Annotated in this window: 18 protein-coding genes and 3 pseudogenes; 15 read left to right on the top strand and 6 right to left on the bottom strand. The window is 41.3% G+C overall.

Going from position 1 to position 16,164, the window contains the following annotated elements; all coding sequences use genetic code 11:
- Positions 1 to 335: 335 nt before the first annotated feature.
- Positions 336 to 860 carry a hypothetical protein gene (locus IQ209_RS10910; protein ID WP_228005831.1) on the top strand — a complete coding sequence of 175 codons (525 nt, stop codon included), beginning with the start codon at positions 336 to 338 and terminating at the stop codon, positions 858 to 860.
- A 140-nt stretch (positions 861 to 1,000) separates the two neighbouring features.
- Positions 1,001 to 1,423: a hypothetical protein gene (locus tag IQ209_RS10905; RefSeq protein ID WP_193851323.1), complete on the top strand. Its 423-nt coding sequence runs from the start codon at positions 1,001 to 1,003 to the stop codon at positions 1,421 to 1,423.
- Here IQ209_RS10905 and IQ209_RS10900 read toward each other — a convergent pair.
- The 4 genes and pseudogenes from IQ209_RS10900 to IQ209_RS10885 form a co-directional block, all read right to left on the bottom strand.
- Complete coding sequence (locus tag IQ209_RS10900) at positions 1,420 to 1,899, bottom strand: Hcp family type VI secretion system effector (RefSeq protein ID WP_193851322.1); 480 nt, start codon at positions 1,897 to 1,899, stop codon at positions 1,420 to 1,422. The genes IQ209_RS10905 and IQ209_RS10900 overlap by 4 nt on opposite strands.
- 541 nt (positions 1,900 to 2,440) lie before the next feature.
- Positions 2,441 to 4,465 (bottom strand): annotated as a pseudogene (locus tag IQ209_RS10895) (primase-like DNA-binding domain-containing protein); the annotation flags it as partial.
- A 5-nt stretch (positions 4,466 to 4,470) separates the two neighbouring features.
- A complete protein-coding gene (locus tag IQ209_RS10890; RefSeq protein WP_193851321.1) occupies positions 4,471 to 4,653 on the bottom strand; it encodes a hypothetical protein in 183 nt (60 codons plus the stop codon).
- The gene (locus IQ209_RS10885; RefSeq protein ID WP_193851320.1) at positions 4,646 to 4,837 is read right to left on the bottom strand and encodes a hypothetical protein; all 192 of its coding nucleotides are present in this window, start codon (positions 4,835 to 4,837) and stop codon (positions 4,646 to 4,648) included. Before IQ209_RS10885 ends, IQ209_RS10890 begins: the two co-directional genes overlap by 8 nt.
- Before the next feature lie 49 nt (positions 4,838 to 4,886).
- Between IQ209_RS10885 and IQ209_RS10880 the strand changes: the two genes are divergently transcribed.
- Positions 4,887 to 5,078 carry a hypothetical protein gene (locus IQ209_RS10880; protein ID WP_193851319.1) on the top strand — a complete coding sequence of 64 codons (192 nt, stop codon included), beginning with the start codon at positions 4,887 to 4,889 and terminating at the stop codon, positions 5,076 to 5,078.
- A 103-nt stretch (positions 5,079 to 5,181) separates the two neighbouring features.
- On the opposite strand, the gene IQ209_RS10875 is transcribed toward IQ209_RS10880, so the two are convergent.
- A complete protein-coding gene (locus tag IQ209_RS10875) occupies positions 5,182 to 5,391 on the bottom strand; it encodes a helix-turn-helix domain-containing protein (protein WP_193851318.1) in 210 nt (69 codons plus the stop codon).
- Positions 5,392 to 5,570: 179 nt separating this feature from the next.
- A pseudogene (locus IQ209_RS10870) lies at positions 5,571 to 6,979 on the bottom strand (tyrosine-type recombinase/integrase).
- Positions 6,980 to 7,491: 512 nt separating this feature from the next.
- On the opposite strand from IQ209_RS10870, the gene IQ209_RS10865 reads away from it, so the two are divergent.
- The 12 genes and pseudogenes from IQ209_RS10865 to IQ209_RS10810 all read left to right on the top strand — a co-directional run bounded on the left by IQ209_RS10865 (position 7,492) and on the right by IQ209_RS10810 (position 16,154).
- Positions 7,492 to 7,977: a cupin domain-containing protein gene (locus IQ209_RS10865; protein WP_193851317.1), complete on the top strand. Its 486-nt coding sequence runs from the start codon at positions 7,492 to 7,494 to the stop codon at positions 7,975 to 7,977.
- 637 nt (positions 7,978 to 8,614) lie between these two features.
- On the top strand, positions 8,615 to 9,004 hold the full coding sequence (locus IQ209_RS10860; RefSeq protein ID WP_193851316.1) for a hypothetical protein: 390 nt from the start codon (positions 8,615 to 8,617) through the stop codon (positions 9,002 to 9,004).
- Between the two features lie 109 nt (positions 9,005 to 9,113).
- Positions 9,114 to 9,636 (top strand): annotated as a pseudogene (locus IQ209_RS10855) (SAM-dependent methyltransferase); the annotation flags it as partial.
- Positions 9,637 to 9,649: 13 nt separating this feature from the next.
- Positions 9,650 to 10,369, top strand: a complete 720-nt coding sequence (locus IQ209_RS10850) for a beta-ketoacyl synthase chain length factor (protein WP_193851315.1) — start codon at positions 9,650 to 9,652, stop codon at positions 10,367 to 10,369.
- A gap of 4 nt (positions 10,370 to 10,373) precedes the next feature.
- Positions 10,374 to 11,162 (top strand): 1-acyl-sn-glycerol-3-phosphate acyltransferase, encoded by a 789-nt coding sequence (locus IQ209_RS10845; protein ID WP_193851331.1) that lies wholly within the window; start codon positions 10,374 to 10,376, stop codon positions 11,160 to 11,162.
- Positions 11,163 to 11,180: 18 nt separating this feature from the next.
- Entirely contained in the window at positions 11,181 to 11,438 is a 258-nt protein-coding gene (locus IQ209_RS10840) for a phosphopantetheine-binding protein (RefSeq protein WP_193851314.1), read from the top strand.
- A 14-nt stretch (positions 11,439 to 11,452) separates the two neighbouring features.
- A complete protein-coding gene (locus IQ209_RS10835) occupies positions 11,453 to 11,701 on the top strand; it encodes an acyl carrier protein (protein WP_228005830.1) in 249 nt (82 codons plus the stop codon).
- A gap of 23 nt (positions 11,702 to 11,724) precedes the next feature.
- Positions 11,725 to 12,288 carry a hypothetical protein gene (locus IQ209_RS10830; protein ID WP_228005829.1) on the top strand — a complete coding sequence of 188 codons (564 nt, stop codon included), beginning with the start codon at positions 11,725 to 11,727 and terminating at the stop codon, positions 12,286 to 12,288.
- On the top strand, positions 12,285 to 13,676 hold the full coding sequence (locus IQ209_RS10825; protein ID WP_193851313.1) for an AMP-binding protein: 1,392 nt from the start codon (positions 12,285 to 12,287) through the stop codon (positions 13,674 to 13,676). The genes IQ209_RS10830 and IQ209_RS10825 overlap by 4 nt, the downstream gene beginning before the upstream one ends.
- On the top strand, positions 13,663 to 14,022 hold the full coding sequence (locus IQ209_RS10820; protein WP_193851312.1) for a hydroxymyristoyl-ACP dehydratase: 360 nt from the start codon (positions 13,663 to 13,665) through the stop codon (positions 14,020 to 14,022). Before IQ209_RS10825 ends, IQ209_RS10820 begins: the two co-directional genes overlap by 14 nt.
- The gene (locus tag IQ209_RS10815) at positions 14,013 to 15,728 is read left to right on the top strand and encodes a glycosyltransferase (RefSeq protein WP_193851311.1); all 1,716 of its coding nucleotides are present in this window, start codon (positions 14,013 to 14,015) and stop codon (positions 15,726 to 15,728) included. The genes IQ209_RS10820 and IQ209_RS10815 overlap by 10 nt, the downstream gene beginning before the upstream one ends.
- Before the next feature lie 3 nt (positions 15,729 to 15,731).
- On the top strand, positions 15,732 to 16,154 hold the full coding sequence (locus tag IQ209_RS10810) for a thioesterase family protein (protein ID WP_193851310.1): 423 nt from the start codon (positions 15,732 to 15,734) through the stop codon (positions 16,152 to 16,154).
- Positions 16,155 to 16,164: the final 10 nt, after the last annotated feature.

Genomic DNA, 16,164 nt, shown 5'->3' with positions numbered 1-16,164 from the left:
AGATAAGCATGACTCAGTCCTCTCTTTTGCTTTTTTGTTTGTGGAAAATCAAAATTCGCAAAAATTGGACTGAGTTTCTTCGACACTCCTACCATTTTGAAAAGTTATTTAAAAATGAAAATATTATTTTATTGTAAAGAAAATGTACGATGCTGCTATTTAAATATTTTTGATCTAAGATTATAATTGTGTTTATAAAGAAGACAGGTTGATATTTACTGGTTTATTAAGTAATTATATCTACATGAATTTTTTGTTTAGAATGAGAGTAGAATAGCTGTGTCTGGTTTCTTTTAAAATTTTATAGCGCACTTAACTAAATAACAGGAGTTATAATGACTAAAAGATCTGATATAGAAAATGGACGATTGGTCTATACAGAAAAATTAGGATGGTTAGATTTAGGGCATGCTAATGGTGATGATGCAAGAAAGTTGATGCTCTCTCTTGCCATGGGAGATGAAACTACTAATAAATCGCATTTTATCGTTAGATATGTCCAATATATGGGCAGGGGGCGTAGCCTAGGAACATCTATAAAAACAAGATGGAGAGTTAGAAGAGGCTTATCTTTACATGATAAAAAAAGAGTTGCTCTTACTATTATGATGTATACAACTCATTCATTTGAATCATATCAAGATTCCTTTCCTTTTACTTTAATTTCAGATAGCGGCTATAGTGGTGAAGATTTAATTTCTAACTTATTCGGTTTTTATCAGGCTATCAATGGTATTAATTATTTACCTCAAGTAGGGATAGTAAGTAAAGAAAAAGCATATAAACGATGGGACTACTACGGAGCTATAGGAAAATATAAAAATAAATCTTTTAAACCAATTATTATTTCCCGACCCTGAAAAGTATCCAAATAATACAATTCCTTATAATATTCCCTTACCTGGTTTTTTAAATACAATAACGCCCATGAGCGATATAAAAACTGGTCAAGACGTAATGCTTATTGAAGATGCAAGCTGGATTAATATAGGTAAAGAATATGCTGGGATTGCGGTTGAATAGTTTCATACGTATATGTATAGTTATATTTACTTTAGCTATTGGTGTTATTCTTTTTTTTGCATCATTAGCGAATGTTAACTTATCATATACAAAAAGAAATTTTATTTATTATTACGCATTTACCTTTGATGAGATTAAGAATGTACCTTTAATTTCAAATGATTATATTATATACTATGACTCCCCTGATGGTAACAACACCATGACTAACGAAATTATATTTTCAAATGTAAAATTGAGTCGTCTGACAGAATTAATAAAATACACTGAAAACATGGGATTTATAAAATACTATGATAAGTATTGGAAAGATGAACGCTGGCGTAAAGATAATACCATTATAAATATAAAACAAAATGACACTGAACGTACCATTTTGTTTGTAGTTGAGAAGAACTAAAAGACATTATCTTCTCTTATACTATAACCTGATGTGCCAGCAATGTGATGTGTCCATGTTATGCTATCATATGAAATTGTTATACTTTCATATGGTTGCATATCATTGTGGCTTAGTGAGTTGGGATAGTGGCTGGAGATATTTTTTATAGTGGCATTTGTTAATTTGATAGAGTAAAACTTTTCTAATCCTCCCGCTGAGCTATTCCTATATATGTCAAGCAAACAATCTAAATGCTCATTATTCGATATTGAAACGCCTAATAATGGAGATGATTTATCGATTGGTTTTGTTATTATTATAGGCTGATGATTTACATTGTGTTCCCTACTAATGTCGTGGTCTACAGAATAAACCAATATCTTATCTTTATTTTCTTCTTGATATTTATTACCTATAGAATCATAGGTTGAACAACCTGCTGATATCAACCCTTGCTTTTTGCCTTTTAAGGTCATGTAAATAATGTTAGCCATTTCCTTTCCTTTTGTTTGTCATTTTATGGTCATAAAATATATAACTATTTATCTGCCTGTCAAGAGCTATATTAATAACTTACCATAAAACAAAATAACAATAATAAAAATATAATATAGAACTCTAAAATATTATCACCCAATGATACTAATATGCGTTATATTGAGTGATTTTGATAACTATCATATGAAAGAACATTGCCTTAAACAATCTCTAAAAACGAATATTTAATTCACTAATTTTAATTATGTTTTGATTTACCTACCAGAGATACCCCCTATAAATCTTTTTCGCCCTCTCAGTTATGCACCCTCTGCACAATCCCCTGAAAGCCTTGCTACATCTGGGTTTATCGCAATTAATATGATATTCATTGACTGTATCTCCTGTTCACCCCTTTTTTATCCTAATGAAGAGAATGTATAGTTGATGTATAGCTAAGAAATAACTATACATCTATTATTTTCTTTTAAATACATATAGATATATTAAAAAGTGTATGGGATGTAGACTTAAACCTAAAAGATTTATAGCAGGGATTTAAAGCCCCCGGCATTCAGGCACGGACAGCAGCCACTCTTCGGCTTCTTCTGATAACTCAACGTCATAAGAGTAACCTTTATTGGTTCGCATCTTCCGATACTCCTTTTTGTATTCCATCATAATTTTAGGCAGTGATTCGCCGAACTTGGTCAGTGTAAGCGGGCGTTCAAAGCCGTGTGCTTCCATAAAAGAGAGGTAAGCGTGATACAAATACAGCCTCGGTGCGCGTGGGCTGATGTTCTTATTACCCATTTTCATCCCGGCAGTATCAGCTACAGGTATTAGATAATCACAAAAACGATATAACGGATCTGAATTGCTTTTCACCGTTAATGCTTCGTTAGAATCGCGTTGCGCCTGTAACAGCTTTTTAGCCTTGTTCTGGTCGGCAAATTCCGTTAATAGATGGCGGATAATGACAGGCAGTTCCCTGCTGATTTTCTCCGCCAAATATGGATCTTTCTCTGACTCTTTGACCGGAATGTTAAAAGGGAATATCACCCGCCGCCGTGCAATGCCGCCGTTGCGTTCAGTAAAGCTCATCGGTTCGTTATTGGTTGCCAGTACGACAGCTTTAATCACGGTAGAGAACTGTTTTTCATATTTCCCGTCTACTTCAATCAGGTCGCCGCCTGTCACGGCCTTAATTCCTGCCCCTTCGCCGACATATTTAACCTGATCGGGCAGCGTAATCAGGCTTTTGCCGACAAACTGATAGCGGCCTCTGGCTTCGTCCAGTGCTCGCATATTGCCACTGGCGGTATTGTGTTCGCCCGCTAATAATGTGGCTATATAAGTGAAGATACTTTTACCGCTGCCCCCTTCACCTATGACCTCAATAAATAGCTGCCAGTCATAGCGGTTTGCCAGAATCATAAACAAGGCCGCTTTAATGCGATTCATTTTGTGCTCATTGCTTCCCGCCGCATGGGATAGCCAGCGATAAAAATCAGGGGCGTGATCCGGCAGATTTTCACCCACCACAGGCGGCGTAAAGGCAATGCCATTATGATTGATGAGCCAGTGTTCTGGCTGATGTGGGGTAAATTGTTGTGTCGATAAATCATACACACCATTACGAAAGCCGATTAAATCCTGTCGTTGTTCGCCGATAATCGGCACTTGTAATTTCATGGCACAGATAGCGTTATTGATCCCGTTCGGGCTGTAAGGCGTTTCGTGCTGGTCAAAGATGGCGACCATTGCACGGCGCAGTTCATTATCCGATACAGTCTTCCATGTTGTACCGTTATAGTGGTAAGCCATTTCGCTATCAGGGTTTACCGCCACGTTGCCATAGCGTTCAACCAACAATGCCCCGCGCTGACTGGCTGCCATTTGCGCCAGATTGTTATTGGTCTTTTTTGGCTTCTCTGGGTGGATCACCACCGCTTCTGTTTCCATTAATCTTTTCTCCCCGACCTGATATAACCCGTTGCTGAATGCCTGCTTTGCTGCCTCAATGCCGTTATGCTGGCGATAATCGTCCCAATCGGCTTTTAATGCCGTTGGCGGTAGCGTTACCCAACCGCTAATCGCTATAGCGGTTTTTTCTGCCGCCACTTTGCCAACGTTCTTTTTTAGTCTGCCGTTTTTGTCCCGTTCTTCCGGTTCGTGCCAGTCATTATCGGCGGCAAGGATGATTTTCGCATCTGGCCACTGCGTTCTAACCCGCTCAGTAACCGTCAATAAATTGCTTTCATCAATGGCCGCTAGTACCACGCCTTCATGTAACTGGCTGACGGTTAAAGCAGTAGCGTAACCTTCGGTAATGATGAAAATATCCGGCGTTTCGGTAATTTTGGATAAGGGAATAAAACTGCCTTTTTTCTGTGTACCGGAAACAAGGCGTTTTTCGCCGTTCGGCTTGATGGTCTGAGCGCCTGTGATTGTGCCGTCAAACGTTTGAGTCACCAGCAACAGCGAACCATCTTTCAATAGTCGCTGATTGGGGCATTTCAGCCCCTTTTTAATCAGATATTGAGATTCACCCGTAACCGTAGTGTCAACCAGTGCTTTGATGCGTTCTACGATCGGCTTTGTTTCTTGTGGTCGTTCTCCTGATGAATGCTGTAAGCCAGTGCAATCAGGTTATTTAAGTTAGTTTCGCAACGTTCATCTTTAGCTTTTTTGGTAATAAACGTGAAAAGTGAAATTCCCAGATCTGTACGGTGCAACGCCTGTTTTAATGAGATAGGTTTCTTACTCATGATTTACTCCCTGAACGGCGGTAAAGCAGATAGGGAAGATTTTAGGCAAACGGGCTTTGCCCTTTCCGGGCAGAAAGGTATATTGATACATAGCGACCTCGATAGTGTTGATATCGTTGGTTGTTAGCCCTCGTTTGGTACTGGTAATACTATTCGGGGGCGTTTCTTTTTGTACGCTCATCATGATAAAGTACGTACATAATAAATCACATGCTATAAGGTTACGTACGTACATGTCAATCTTAAAAAGAGATAAAACTGAAAAAGGAAAAGGCTTATCACCTACTTTCCAGATCAGAATAACACCTGAGCTAAAAGCACAGTTCGAAGCGGTTGCATCTGATGCTGGAATGACTTTAGGTAATTGGCTTAAAACATTAGGCCGTAAAGAATTAGAGCGATTAGGAATTACGCCTAAAAGCTGAATTGAATAAATATTATTAATTCGGTTCATAGGTTTTTTATTCTAAAATTAATAATCTCTAAGGCGATGTTTATAATATTGCCTTTTTGTTTTTCTATTATTTATTAATCTGTCTGAAAGCGACGATTTGAAATTAAATAATTATCAAGATCTGATTTAAAATAAATAACCTTACGCCCTATTTTATGGTAGGGGATTTTTTCTTTTCCGGTAGATGCCCAATTAGCCAGCGTTTGAGAAGTGACACCCAGATAAGCCGCCGCTTCTGCTCTAGTGAGTCTATCTAAAATAGTTAAGGTAGAGTATGTTTTCATTTTTATCACTATGTATTATTGATTATCAGTAGTGATAGATTACTTGTAAATTTCACACTGAAATAGTTATTCACTTTGTATAACACAACACACAGGGAAGAATAAGAATCATTCTAAATTAGATTGATAACCAAATAAACATCATTGCAATTATTCGGCTATTAATTAATTTGATGGTGTCAGTTTTTTTGCTCTGATAATTGAGAGAGAATTCTTCTTTTATCCTCTTCGCTCATTCCAGACAGCATAGAAATAATTTTTTGATCTAATGTTCTTGTATTCTCTATCAAGCCAGCATGTTCCAGTATAGCTTGTTCGATTTTTTTAGCTGGTTCTTGTAATTCATCAGCGCCGAAATGCAAATAGCCTTGAGTAACATCAGTGCTGCGAAATGTTCGGTGATTCAATAACCGTTTCAAAATATAACTACCGACTCCATTTAGTTCAGCGATTGTATCAAATGTTCGGCGGGCATCATGCCATTTGAATGGTATCGGCTTGAGCATATCCAAATTTGTCTCAGGAACGGTAGCAGCACTGATACGAGCAATAATGTGGCGACATTCTTTGATAACACCTTTCCGACCGGGGAAAACAAGTTTTTGTTCTCCTTGTTTCATCGTTAAACGGCGACGAAATAAATTCCTTAAAGTGTCAGTAATAGGAAGCTCAAGCGGATCACCATTTTTGGTTGTTTCTATCCAGAAATAACGACCGCCCATGTTTACACGTTCCCAAGTAAGATTAAAAATCTCTGCTTGACGTAATCCAGTAAACATAGCCATTTCAACCGCATCACATACAGCCGCTGCGATATCATCTCTTTCATTTTCCGCTTTTACCCGCACAACTGTTATAGCACTGAACCAGCGCTCAAGTTCATGTGTACGAATACGCTCTATTTTTCTAACTGTGCCATGCCATTTACGTTTTGTGCTCAAAACTGCTGTAGGCGGATCAGGTAGCAAAACTTTTTCTTCCTCATCTCGATAATGATCATATGCGAAACGATAAACAGCCCTTAATGCTCTCGCCCATAAGTCAGCTTGTGCTTTGCTACCACTTCCTACTCCCTTACGCAAGGTTGCTTTGTCAGCTCCAAACCAAACCGTACCATCGGTGATAGCTTTGTGCCTAAGTTCGACACGTTCCCTATTTATTGATACGAGTGATTGTTGCATCCAATCACCAGAAAAGTTTGTAAGTATGGAACGATATTGATTAGCTGTAGAGGGTTTTAACCTATGCCCTCGGTTCGAAATATAAGTTTCTATTGCATCCGATAATGTCACTGTGGTTTTTTCACTGACACGTTTAATCACATTTGGATTCTGGCCTGTAGTAGCGACCTCACCAAGAACTTCTAGTGCTTTTGCTCTTGCATTATCAATTGTAAGATCAGGAAAGCGCCCTAATGTGGCACGGATAAATTTTCCATTTCTCTTTCTGGAAATACAAAAACTCTTAACACCGCTAGTACCGATACGAATGCGTAATCCGTTTACCAGTGTGTCCCCATATTCAACTTGCCACGTTCTGCGGGTGGTAAGCTCTCTAATTTAGCTTTCGTAAATTTGAAAGTTTCCACGTATTCCCTCTTTATACTAAAAAGTGAGATTCCACTTTTCTATGTTTACCAAGCGATTAGAGTATCCTGTGAATCGTTTTCAGGTTCTAGGATACCTATAGGATGCCGTAGACAAGTATTTTAGGTTATCTCTGGTTATTTATACAGTTGTTTAATTGTTCATAATTAATTGAAAATTAAGAATAAGTATAAATGAGTAGAACGTTAATTCCCGCCTCATAATCGCTTGGTCGCTGGTTCAAGTCCAGCAGGGGCCACCAGATTTATCAAGGGGTTGCATCAAAAGTGTGACCCCTTAGTTTTATCTAGGATACCGTCAGGCAGTAGCATGAGGTATAACTGATTAACACTCCTGCGGTAATAAATCGTTGTCGTATTCCTCCCTGTAATATTTACCCCATTCTCTGAACATTACGACACCTAACTTATTTCCCTAATCACCACTTAAAATGCAAAAAAACATGAAAAATGTGCAATTATAGCAAGATAATCTAACGATACCCGGAGAATTAATGAACCCTATCATCAATCTAAAAAATCTTACCCTCAACTCTTGGAAACAGGGCGAACTCTATGGAGGATCAGATATTTCCTTTGGACAACAGCTTGGCCTTAAGCATTTAGGTATCACCTACAACGAAGTGCCGAAAGGTAAAAGTAGCTGCCCGTTTCACAACCATCACAGCGTGGACGAACTTTTTTTTGTTCTTGAAGGTAACGGCACTTACCGTTTTGGCTCCAATGAGTTTGCGATCGGGAAAGGTGATGTTGTAAGTGCTCCGGCGGGAGGTCAAGAGACCGCCCATCAAATAATCAACACTGGTTCAGTTCCATTGCGCTATCTTGCTATTTCAACAAATGTTTTAGCAGATGTAATTGAATATCCGGACTCAGGCAAGTTTCAGTCTGTGTTAAAGCAGCAAGACGGAAAGTTGTTTCATTTTGTCGGGCGGGTCAGCGACGAAGTTGACTATTGGGACGGAGAACCTGGAGCGTAACAACTTGGAATAGTCTGGAAGATACGATAAATATTAGATAAGTGCATCCTTGCCGATAATTCTGGGTGCGCAGCATTAATCTGGCGTTGTCACTTGAAATTTCTTGAGGACATATTTTCTTTCATGATATGAATAAATTTATTTCATTGATTATTTATGAAAAAAACATCAATACTCATATTGAAATATTAATTTAATAAATAGCCATGGTAATTATTATTAACTTTTTATCATTTACATTACTAAAAAACGCATTCACAAAATTCACTATCCTTAATATAATCATCTGTAAAACCAATATAAAAACTACAGTTCAATATTTAACCATTCAATTTTTAATTAACAGGATAAATACCTATATAAATAGGTTTTCATAATACTGAGAGTATCAGATGTTGGCGTTCTTTACCCCCGCGACGCGCGGGGTAAGGAATACTCCTATCATTTTGAAACGCTATTTATACAACTGCAATTAATGAATCTTAAAGACAAATAAAAAGCAGAGATAAAACCGAACAACATTTAGTAACACAATGAAGTGATAAGTGTAGCAGTATTGTGGGAATTTATTTAAACTATTCTGCACAACGTAACTATTTCACAATCTATTTTGTCTTAATTTAACACGAGAGAAATAATGAAAACTTCACATAAGCTACTAATCTGTCTGGCTTGCGTCGTCGCCCTTGCAGGTTGCACTCGTACCGCACCCATATTAACGCCACAAACCACCATGATAAAGGAGAATTCACTGACTCACGTAAGAAAAGCCATTTTTGAAGCAGGTAAGGAACACAAATGGGTAATGACCGAAATTTCTCCTGGGCTTATTGAGGGTTTCCGGAAAAATCGTAAGTATGACGTGCAAATACGCATCAACTATACCGCCAAAAACTACGTCATCAATTATGTCGATAGTCATAAATTAAGAGAGAGTGATGGAAAAATTCACCGCAACTATAATCGTTGGGTCGATGACCTGGATAGAGACATTCAGTTAAACTTAGCTTTGCTGGCTAATCAATAAAACCCCCTCTTTAAAGCCTATCCCAATTGATGTAATCATCTGATGCGATAGGTTTTAATTTGTTAATCTGCTTTCTGAACTATAGACAAGCCGGATATCTGGATATATACCTGCTGGATTAAAAGTGTTCGGTGAATGGTCAACTATTTATCCTGCCCTCAGCCAATTACCCGAGCCGGCGAAAACCCGTTGGTTCTCATTTGACCATTTTTATTCTGATACCGCCTTTAATGCAGCATTGAAAACGGTTTTCTCCATGAAGCCTAAAGTGATTTATGATGTTGGTGGCAATACAGGAAAATGGGCATTGCGCTGTTGCCAATATGACAGTAAAGTCAGTGTCACTATTCTGGATTTACCCCAGCAAATAAAATTGGCTGAAGAAAATATACGCAGCCAGGGAATGGCTGATCGTATTTTCAGCTATCCCATTGACATGTTATCGGATAGCAACTTACCCACAGAACCTTAATGCTACCTCGCTTTATTTTACTTGTATGGCAAACGGTAATAGTCGTTTTTACAGCATTAATGATTTCACCCAATTTCTCAATAAGGCTGGGTTGGTTATAGAAAACCAAATCGATCAGTTGGGTTTGGGCCACACATTATTGATCTGCAAAAAACAGTGACAAACGGTATTTCATGAAATTGACCTTGGATATTACAGACTGGCAAGCCATCGCTCCTGGCCTTTCTCTTACTGAAGAGTGGTTGGAATGGTCTGCGACATTACCGGCCACTGTTGATAAATCGCATCCATTACAAAAATGTGCCCAATTACCGATGATGACAGCTCGCCGCTTAAGCTCCGGCAGTCGTCTTGGCGTGGATTGTGGCTTGAGTATCCTGCGTCGCAATCAAGTCGATGCCATTGTCTATACCAGCCGTCATGGCGAGTTGGAGCGCAATTACCAAATATTGCAGAATCTGGCGCAAAAAGAGAATGTTTCTCCCACCAATTTTGCCATGTCAGTTCATAACTCCTCTGTAGGCAATTTAACCATTGTCGCGAAGGCGCCTCTGGTTTCTTCTTCCATTTCGGCTGGTATTGACAGTTTCCAGCAAGGGCTATTTGAAGCGTTGACACTGCTTCATGCAGGTCATCGTAAAATCCTGCTTGTCGATTTTGAGGGGGAGATCCCCAGCTTTTATCACAATGTCATCGATGCCAATACCCCAACCTATCCATTTGCGGTCGCTCTGCTGCTGGAACAAGGCAATTGCTTGCGTTGTACAAAGCAGTCTTCAGCGGAAACAGAACCAAGTCTTCCTCAAAGCCTCCAGTTTCTTCATGGCTGGTTACGGGGTGAACAGAACTTCACTGTTTCAGGGGATCATTGCCAGTGGCATTGGAGCCGATAAGATGATGAAGAGGATTTACGTCAATATCACGGAACGCATTAATTGGCTCTGGCGTCTGCTCATGACCGGATTTTGTTTTATCCTGTTTGGCGTCGGTGGTTTACTGCTCTCTCTTATTTGGTTTAATTTATTGCTGGTTATCCAACATAATGACAATAAACGCTGCCGTCTTGCACGCCATAGCATTTCATTTAGTTTTCGTTTGTTCCTTTTTTTAACCAGAAAATTGGGGATACTGGATTACCATTTCGATGGACTGGATAAAATCAGGGCGGATAAAGGCTGCTTGATTGTTGCTAATCACCCTACTTTGCTGGATTACGTTATTCTGGCATCGAAATTGCCAGACGTGGATTGTATCGTAAAATCGGCATTACTGCGCAATCCCTTTATCAGCGGCGCAATCCGTTCTGCACGTTACCCCATTAACAGTGATGCAGAAACTTTGCTTCCTGTTTGTCGAGAACGACTGGCGTCTGGTCACAATATCCTGATTTTCCCAGAAGGAACCCGCACAACGCCCGGCCAGCCTATTTCACTGCAACGTGGCGCCGCCAATATCGCCGTGCGGTGTGAGTGCGATTTACGGATCATACATATTACTTGCAGCCAAAAAATGCTGGATAAAAAAAGTAAGTGGTATCAAATTCCACCGAAAAAACCTATTTATACGATCACGATTGGTGAACAACTCACCAATGAAAATTTTGCTGTTGATATAGAAAACGGGCATGCCATCGCTGCCCGACAACTTAATCGCCAGCTGACTCAATTACTAACACCATCAAACTAATAGATGTCGGATACGATGATGCAAGAGTTACATATTGAAATAAAACAATTAATTATAGACACCCTGAATCTGGAAGATCTTACACCTGTGGATATTGAAACCGATGCCCCCCTGTTTGGCGACGGCTTAGGCTTAGATTCAATCGATGCTCTGGAGCTGGGGCTGGCAGTAAAAAATCGTTATGGCATCGTATTATCCTCTGAAAGTGAAGAGATGCGTCAACACTTCGCTTCTGTCGCCACGCTGGCAGCTTACATCCAGTCACAGCAAGCATAAGAACAGGTGTCATCATGGAAAAACAAGCAATTTTTCAGGAAGTCTCCCAATTATTGGTTCAGTTGTTTGAGCTGTCTCCCGAAGACATTACGCCTGAATCACGACTCTATGAAGATCTGGAACTCGATAGCATCGATGCGGTTGATATGGTTGTACATTTACAAAAGAAAACGGGGCGGAAAATCAAACCCGAAGCATTCAAGTCTGTTCGCACCGTACAGGATGTCGTGGATGCCGTGGAACAATTATTGAAAGAACAATGATCAGCAAACATTTGGGTAGTTAATTGAATCCGTTGCTTTTATCGCTCCGTATTGCTAATACCGTCATGTTAATCGCCTGGCCTTTTTTGGTCTGGGCGATGGTTAACTATGGGCAATTTCATGCCATATTGATTGTCATTATTCTGTTTTTTGTTTTGCGATTATTAGCAAGCAAACAGCAGACTCACAATCAACAAAAAACCGGCTGGATATTATCCATAGCAGGAATAACGTTAGGGCTAGCCAGCTTATTTCTACACAACCACCAACTTCTTATGTACTACCCCGTGGTCGTTAATGCCGTTTTACTGATTCTGTTTAGCAGCCCATTGCGTTACGGGCCACCTATCATTGAAAGGATAGCCCGTATCAAAGAACCTGATTTATCCCCAAAGGGCATTATCTATACCCGTAAAGTTACGTACATCTGGTGCCTGTTCTTTATGTTCAATGGCGCAGTGTCACTGGGAACTTGCCTGTATAACGATATGACCTTATGGACATTGTGGAACGGAATGGTGAGTTATCTATTAATTGGATTGCTCATTTCCATTGAATGGCTGGTACGGCAACGGGTAAAAAAATGATGAAAGCACAACCCTTATCCCAATGGCTATCAGAGGATAATTGCCCCAACCGAACAGTCAGTTGGGGCCATCACGCTATCAGTTTGAATAAACTTCGCCAGGATGTGACCGCGTTATATTTACGCCTGAAAAACCAGCACCCCGAAGATCTCAAACACACCGCTTTCCGCTGGGCTCTCTGTTTTGATGATAGCTATAACTTCTGTGTCGCACTGCTGGCAACACTTCATGCTGGCAAAACCCCCATTATTCCCGGTCATTGCCGCGAAGCGCAATTACAGGAGCAGCAACCTCTGTTTGATGGTGTGTTGACGGACTTATCCCTGACCTTGTCCTGTCCTTGCTGGCAGGTTACATCATCTAACCTAGAAATTGATGCTAGCGAACAAGCTCCATGTAACATCACATTGCCAGCCATTTCACCGGATGCCATTTTGGTGATGTTCACTTCTGGTTCTACCGGTATTCCCCAACAAGTGTCCAAACCCATTGCCGTCATGGATCTTGAATCCCAGTGGCTGGCTTCGCTATGGGGAGATAAGTTGCAATCCTGCGTGGTCAGAGCTTCAGTCAGCCACCAGCATTTATATGGTTTGACGTTCCGCATCTGGCTTCCCATGTCATTGGGTTTACCATTCGATCGCAAAATGGTGGAATTTCCTGAGCAATTGACCAATAGCCCACATTGTGCACTGATCAGTAGCCCTGCCTTTCTGCAACGGCTAGATGAAAAACTCTCCGCGCCTGATTGCACATTTGTTGTTTCTGCGGGTGGACCTCTGCATTTTTCCGATGCGAAACGAGCAATGCAGTGGCTCAATACGCCTTCTTATGAAATTTATGGCTGCACCGAAACAGGCATCATGGCCTGGCGAAGCCGTAAAACGGACAATGAAGTCTGGACGACATTTGAAGGCGTGTCATTTCAGGAAGATGAAGAAAAGCATGTGCGCGTCTATTCTCCCCTTCTTTCTGAGCCTTTTGGTCTGGTTCTGGACGATCAGTTTGCCTTTGATGACCGGGGTAATTTTGCTTTATTAAGGCGCCGCGATCGTCTGGTAAAAATTGAAGAGAAACGCATTTCCCTGTCAGAAATCGAACGCCGTCTGTGTGAAATATCTGGGATCACTGATGCTGCTGTATTGCCTGTTAATCGAGGTAAACGCAATAACATTGGTGCGGTAGTCGTTTTAGATCATGAAACCGACAAACGTTATCAGCAACAAGGAATTCGCAAACTGTCACAAGATTGGCGTCACCAATTAAAGCCCTGGCTGGAGCCTGTCGCATTGCCACGTTATTGGCGAGTCGTCGAAGCCATTCCCTTGAATGCTCAAAGCAAGCGCTCATGGCCTGCATTACAGGAACTATTTAATGAAACCCATTGAAATTCACCGCGAGCAACCTGCTCCAAATGAGGTCATTGTACAACTGTCTTTAGATCCCGATTTGGATTGGTTTCGGGGACATTTTCCCATTCAGCCACTTCTGCCGGGAGTGGCTCAAATCGATTGGGTCATGCATTATGCCCAAACCCTGCTGGCACCGGGCTGGTCTTTCTCTTCAATTGAAATGGTGAAATTCCAGTTTCCCCTGCAACCAGGCGATAAACTGCTATTGAAAATCAAATGGGACGAAAAAAAACACCTGCTGACCTTCCATTATGACGTAGCCGCCCAGAACAGAAGCGAAAGCCAGACGGCAAGCCAGGGAAAAATAAAGCTATGTCGTTGAGTGTGAATACGATTACGCCCTGTGTGATTATTCCTTGTTATAACCACGGCATAACCATGCCTGCGGTATTGGAAAGATTATCCCCTTATCATCTCCACTGTTTTATCGTAGATGATGGCAGTGAAGCTGATACTCAACATCGCCTTGAATATTTAGCTCAGTCCGTTCCTAATGTGACACTTATCCGCCTTGCACATAATCAGGGCAAAGGGGGTGCCGTCATAGCAGGCATGCGGGCAGCCGCTGATTCAGGGTATAGCCATGCTTTACAAATTGATGCCGATGGACAACATTGCCTTGAAGATATTCCCCTGTTTTTGGCAAAGGCACAGCAGTATCCCGATCGCTTAATTTCCGGCAACCCGAAGTATGATGTTTCCGTACCAAAATCCCGCCTTTATGGACGCTATATCACCCATTTCTGGGTTTGGGTGGAAACACTTTCTTTGTCCATTAAAGACAGTATGTGTGGCTTTCGTGTCTATCCACTGGCACCGACGCTACAACTGTTGGCTAACAAAGAGGTCGGTCGTCGCATGGATTTTGATATCGAAATCATGGTGCGACTTTATTGGCAAGGAACAGAAAGTGTATTTGTACCAACAAAAGTTATTTATCCTGAAAATGGCTTATCCCATTTCGATACCTTGAAAGATAACCTCAGCATCTCATGGATGCACACCCGCCTGTTCTTCGGCATGCTACCACGCATTCCTGCACTATTATGGCGTAAGCGATTATGGCGCAATCACCGTCATTGGTCAGATATTCAAGAACGCAAAGGATTACTCGGCATGAAGTTCATGCTGGCGGTTTATCGATGGTTCGGACGCAAGCCTTTTGAGTGGTTGCTCTACCCTGTTGTGGGTTATTTCTGGGTAACGGGTGGTCCACAGCGTCAGGCATCCAGCCAATACCTTGAGCGATTGAAACAAACCTTGCAGCACAAAGGCATGGCTATTCCACAAGGCCTTGATAGTTACCGCCACTATCTGCGTTTTGGCAGAGCCATGTTGGATAAAATCGCAAGCTGGCGTGGTGATCTGAAATGGGGAAAAGATATTGAGTTTACGCAGAGTGCAGAACAAACGCTTTTGAATGGCGACTCAGGCGGGAAACTGCTGCTGGTTTCGCATTTAGGCGATATTGAAGTCTGCCGGGCACTGGCACAACACGCGGGTAAACAGACGATCAATGCACTGGTTTTTACCGAACACGCTCAACGTTTCAAACAGATCATTGAAGAAATCTCACCCCAAGCGGGGATCAATTTATTGCCCGTCACGGATGTAGGGGCTGATACCGCTATCATGCTGAAAGAAAAAATTGACGCTGGCGAATGGGTCGCCATTGTCGGTGATCGGATTGCCGTTAATCCCTCCAGAGGCAACACTCAACGCGTTGTCTGGAGTCAATTTCTTGGTCATCCTGCCCCCTTTCCACAAGGGCCGTTTATCCTCGCTTCCGTGCTACGCTGTCCAGTGCTGTTGATGTTTGCGCTTTGGCAAAATAACCAATTCAAAATTTATTGTGAACACTTTGCCAATCCTCTGGAACTGCCACGTCAACAAAGAGAACAGGCGTTACAGCATGCTGTGGATCTTTACGCTTCCCGACTGGAACATTATGCCCTGCAATCCCCGCTCGATTGGTTTAATTTTTTCGATTTTTGGCAATTACCGTCTGCCCGAACCAATAAGGAATAAAAAATGCTGACTGATCCCCGTCTTACTGCCGAGGTTGAACTCACGGTGCCATTTCATGATGCTGATCCCATGGGCGTTGTTTGGCATGGAAATTACTTCCGCTATTTTGAAATTGCCCGTGAAGCACTGATGAACCAACTCAATTATGGTTATCGAGAAATGCGTGAATCCGGCTATGTTTGGCCTGTTGTTGATGCCAAAATCAAATACCGTGCCCCCGTGCTGTTTGAACAAAAAATACGCATCAGAGCTACCATCGAAGAGTTTGAAAATCGCCTGAAAATTGCCTATCAAGTTTTTGATGCAGCCAGTGGTGAAAAAACAACCGCAGGCTACACCATTCAGGTCGCCGTTTCTAAAGAAACACAAGAAATGAGCTTTGTCTGCCCAGACATTCTATTCGAACGTATGGGGGTCAAGCCGTGAAAAAGTGGCG

Source organism: Xenorhabdus sp. BG5 (genome assembly GCF_015163665.1).
Classification (GTDB): Bacteria; Pseudomonadota; Gammaproteobacteria; order Enterobacterales; family Enterobacteriaceae; genus Xenorhabdus.
The sequence above is the reverse complement of the archived record's forward strand: the minus strand, read 5'-3'. Positions and strand labels throughout refer to the sequence as shown.

Excerpts from the sequence above, each read along its gene's own strand:
- IQ209_RS10910 (WP_228005831.1), top strand. The coding sequence starts at position 336 with ATGACTAAAAGATCTGATATAGAAAATGGACGATTGGTCTATACAGAA.
- IQ209_RS10860 (WP_193851316.1), top strand. The coding sequence starts at position 8,615 with ATGAAAACTTCACATAAGCTACTAATCTGTCTGGCTTGCGTCGTCGCC.
- IQ209_RS10845 (WP_193851331.1), top strand. The coding sequence starts at position 10,374 with ATGAAGAGGATTTACGTCAATATCACGGAACGCATTAATTGGCTCTGG.
- IQ209_RS10865 (WP_193851317.1), top strand. The coding sequence starts at position 7,492 with ATGAACCCTATCATCAATCTAAAAAATCTTACCCTCAACTCTTGGAAA.
- IQ209_RS10815 (WP_193851311.1), top strand. The coding sequence starts at position 14,013 with ATGTCGTTGAGTGTGAATACGATTACGCCCTGTGTGATTATTCCTTGT.
- IQ209_RS10885 (WP_193851320.1), bottom strand. The coding sequence starts at position 4,837 with ATGATGAGCGTACAAAAAGAAACGCCCCCGAATAGTATTACCAGTACC.
- IQ209_RS10840 (WP_193851314.1), top strand. The coding sequence starts at position 11,181 with ATGCAAGAGTTACATATTGAAATAAAACAATTAATTATAGACACCCTG.
- IQ209_RS10825 (WP_193851313.1), top strand. The coding sequence starts at position 12,285 with ATGATGAAAGCACAACCCTTATCCCAATGGCTATCAGAGGATAATTGC.
- IQ209_RS10820 (WP_193851312.1), top strand. The coding sequence starts at position 13,663 with ATGAAACCCATTGAAATTCACCGCGAGCAACCTGCTCCAAATGAGGTC.
- IQ209_RS10890 (WP_193851321.1), bottom strand. The coding sequence starts at position 4,653 with ATGAGTAAGAAACCTATCTCATTAAAACAGGCGTTGCACCGTACAGAT.
- IQ209_RS10850 (WP_193851315.1), top strand. The coding sequence starts at position 9,650 with ATGAAATTGACCTTGGATATTACAGACTGGCAAGCCATCGCTCCTGGC.
- IQ209_RS10880 (WP_193851319.1), top strand. The coding sequence starts at position 4,887 with ATGTCAATCTTAAAAAGAGATAAAACTGAAAAAGGAAAAGGCTTATCA.
- IQ209_RS10900 (WP_193851322.1), bottom strand. The coding sequence starts at position 1,899 with ATGGCTAACATTATTTACATGACCTTAAAAGGCAAAAAGCAAGGGTTG.
- IQ209_RS10835 (WP_228005830.1), top strand. The coding sequence starts at position 11,453 with ATGGAAAAACAAGCAATTTTTCAGGAAGTCTCCCAATTATTGGTTCAG.
- IQ209_RS10905 (WP_193851323.1), top strand. The coding sequence starts at position 1,001 with ATGCTGGGATTGCGGTTGAATAGTTTCATACGTATATGTATAGTTATA.
- IQ209_RS10810 (WP_193851310.1), top strand. The coding sequence starts at position 15,732 with ATGCTGACTGATCCCCGTCTTACTGCCGAGGTTGAACTCACGGTGCCA.
- IQ209_RS10875 (WP_193851318.1), bottom strand. The coding sequence starts at position 5,391 with ATGAAAACATACTCTACCTTAACTATTTTAGATAGACTCACTAGAGCA.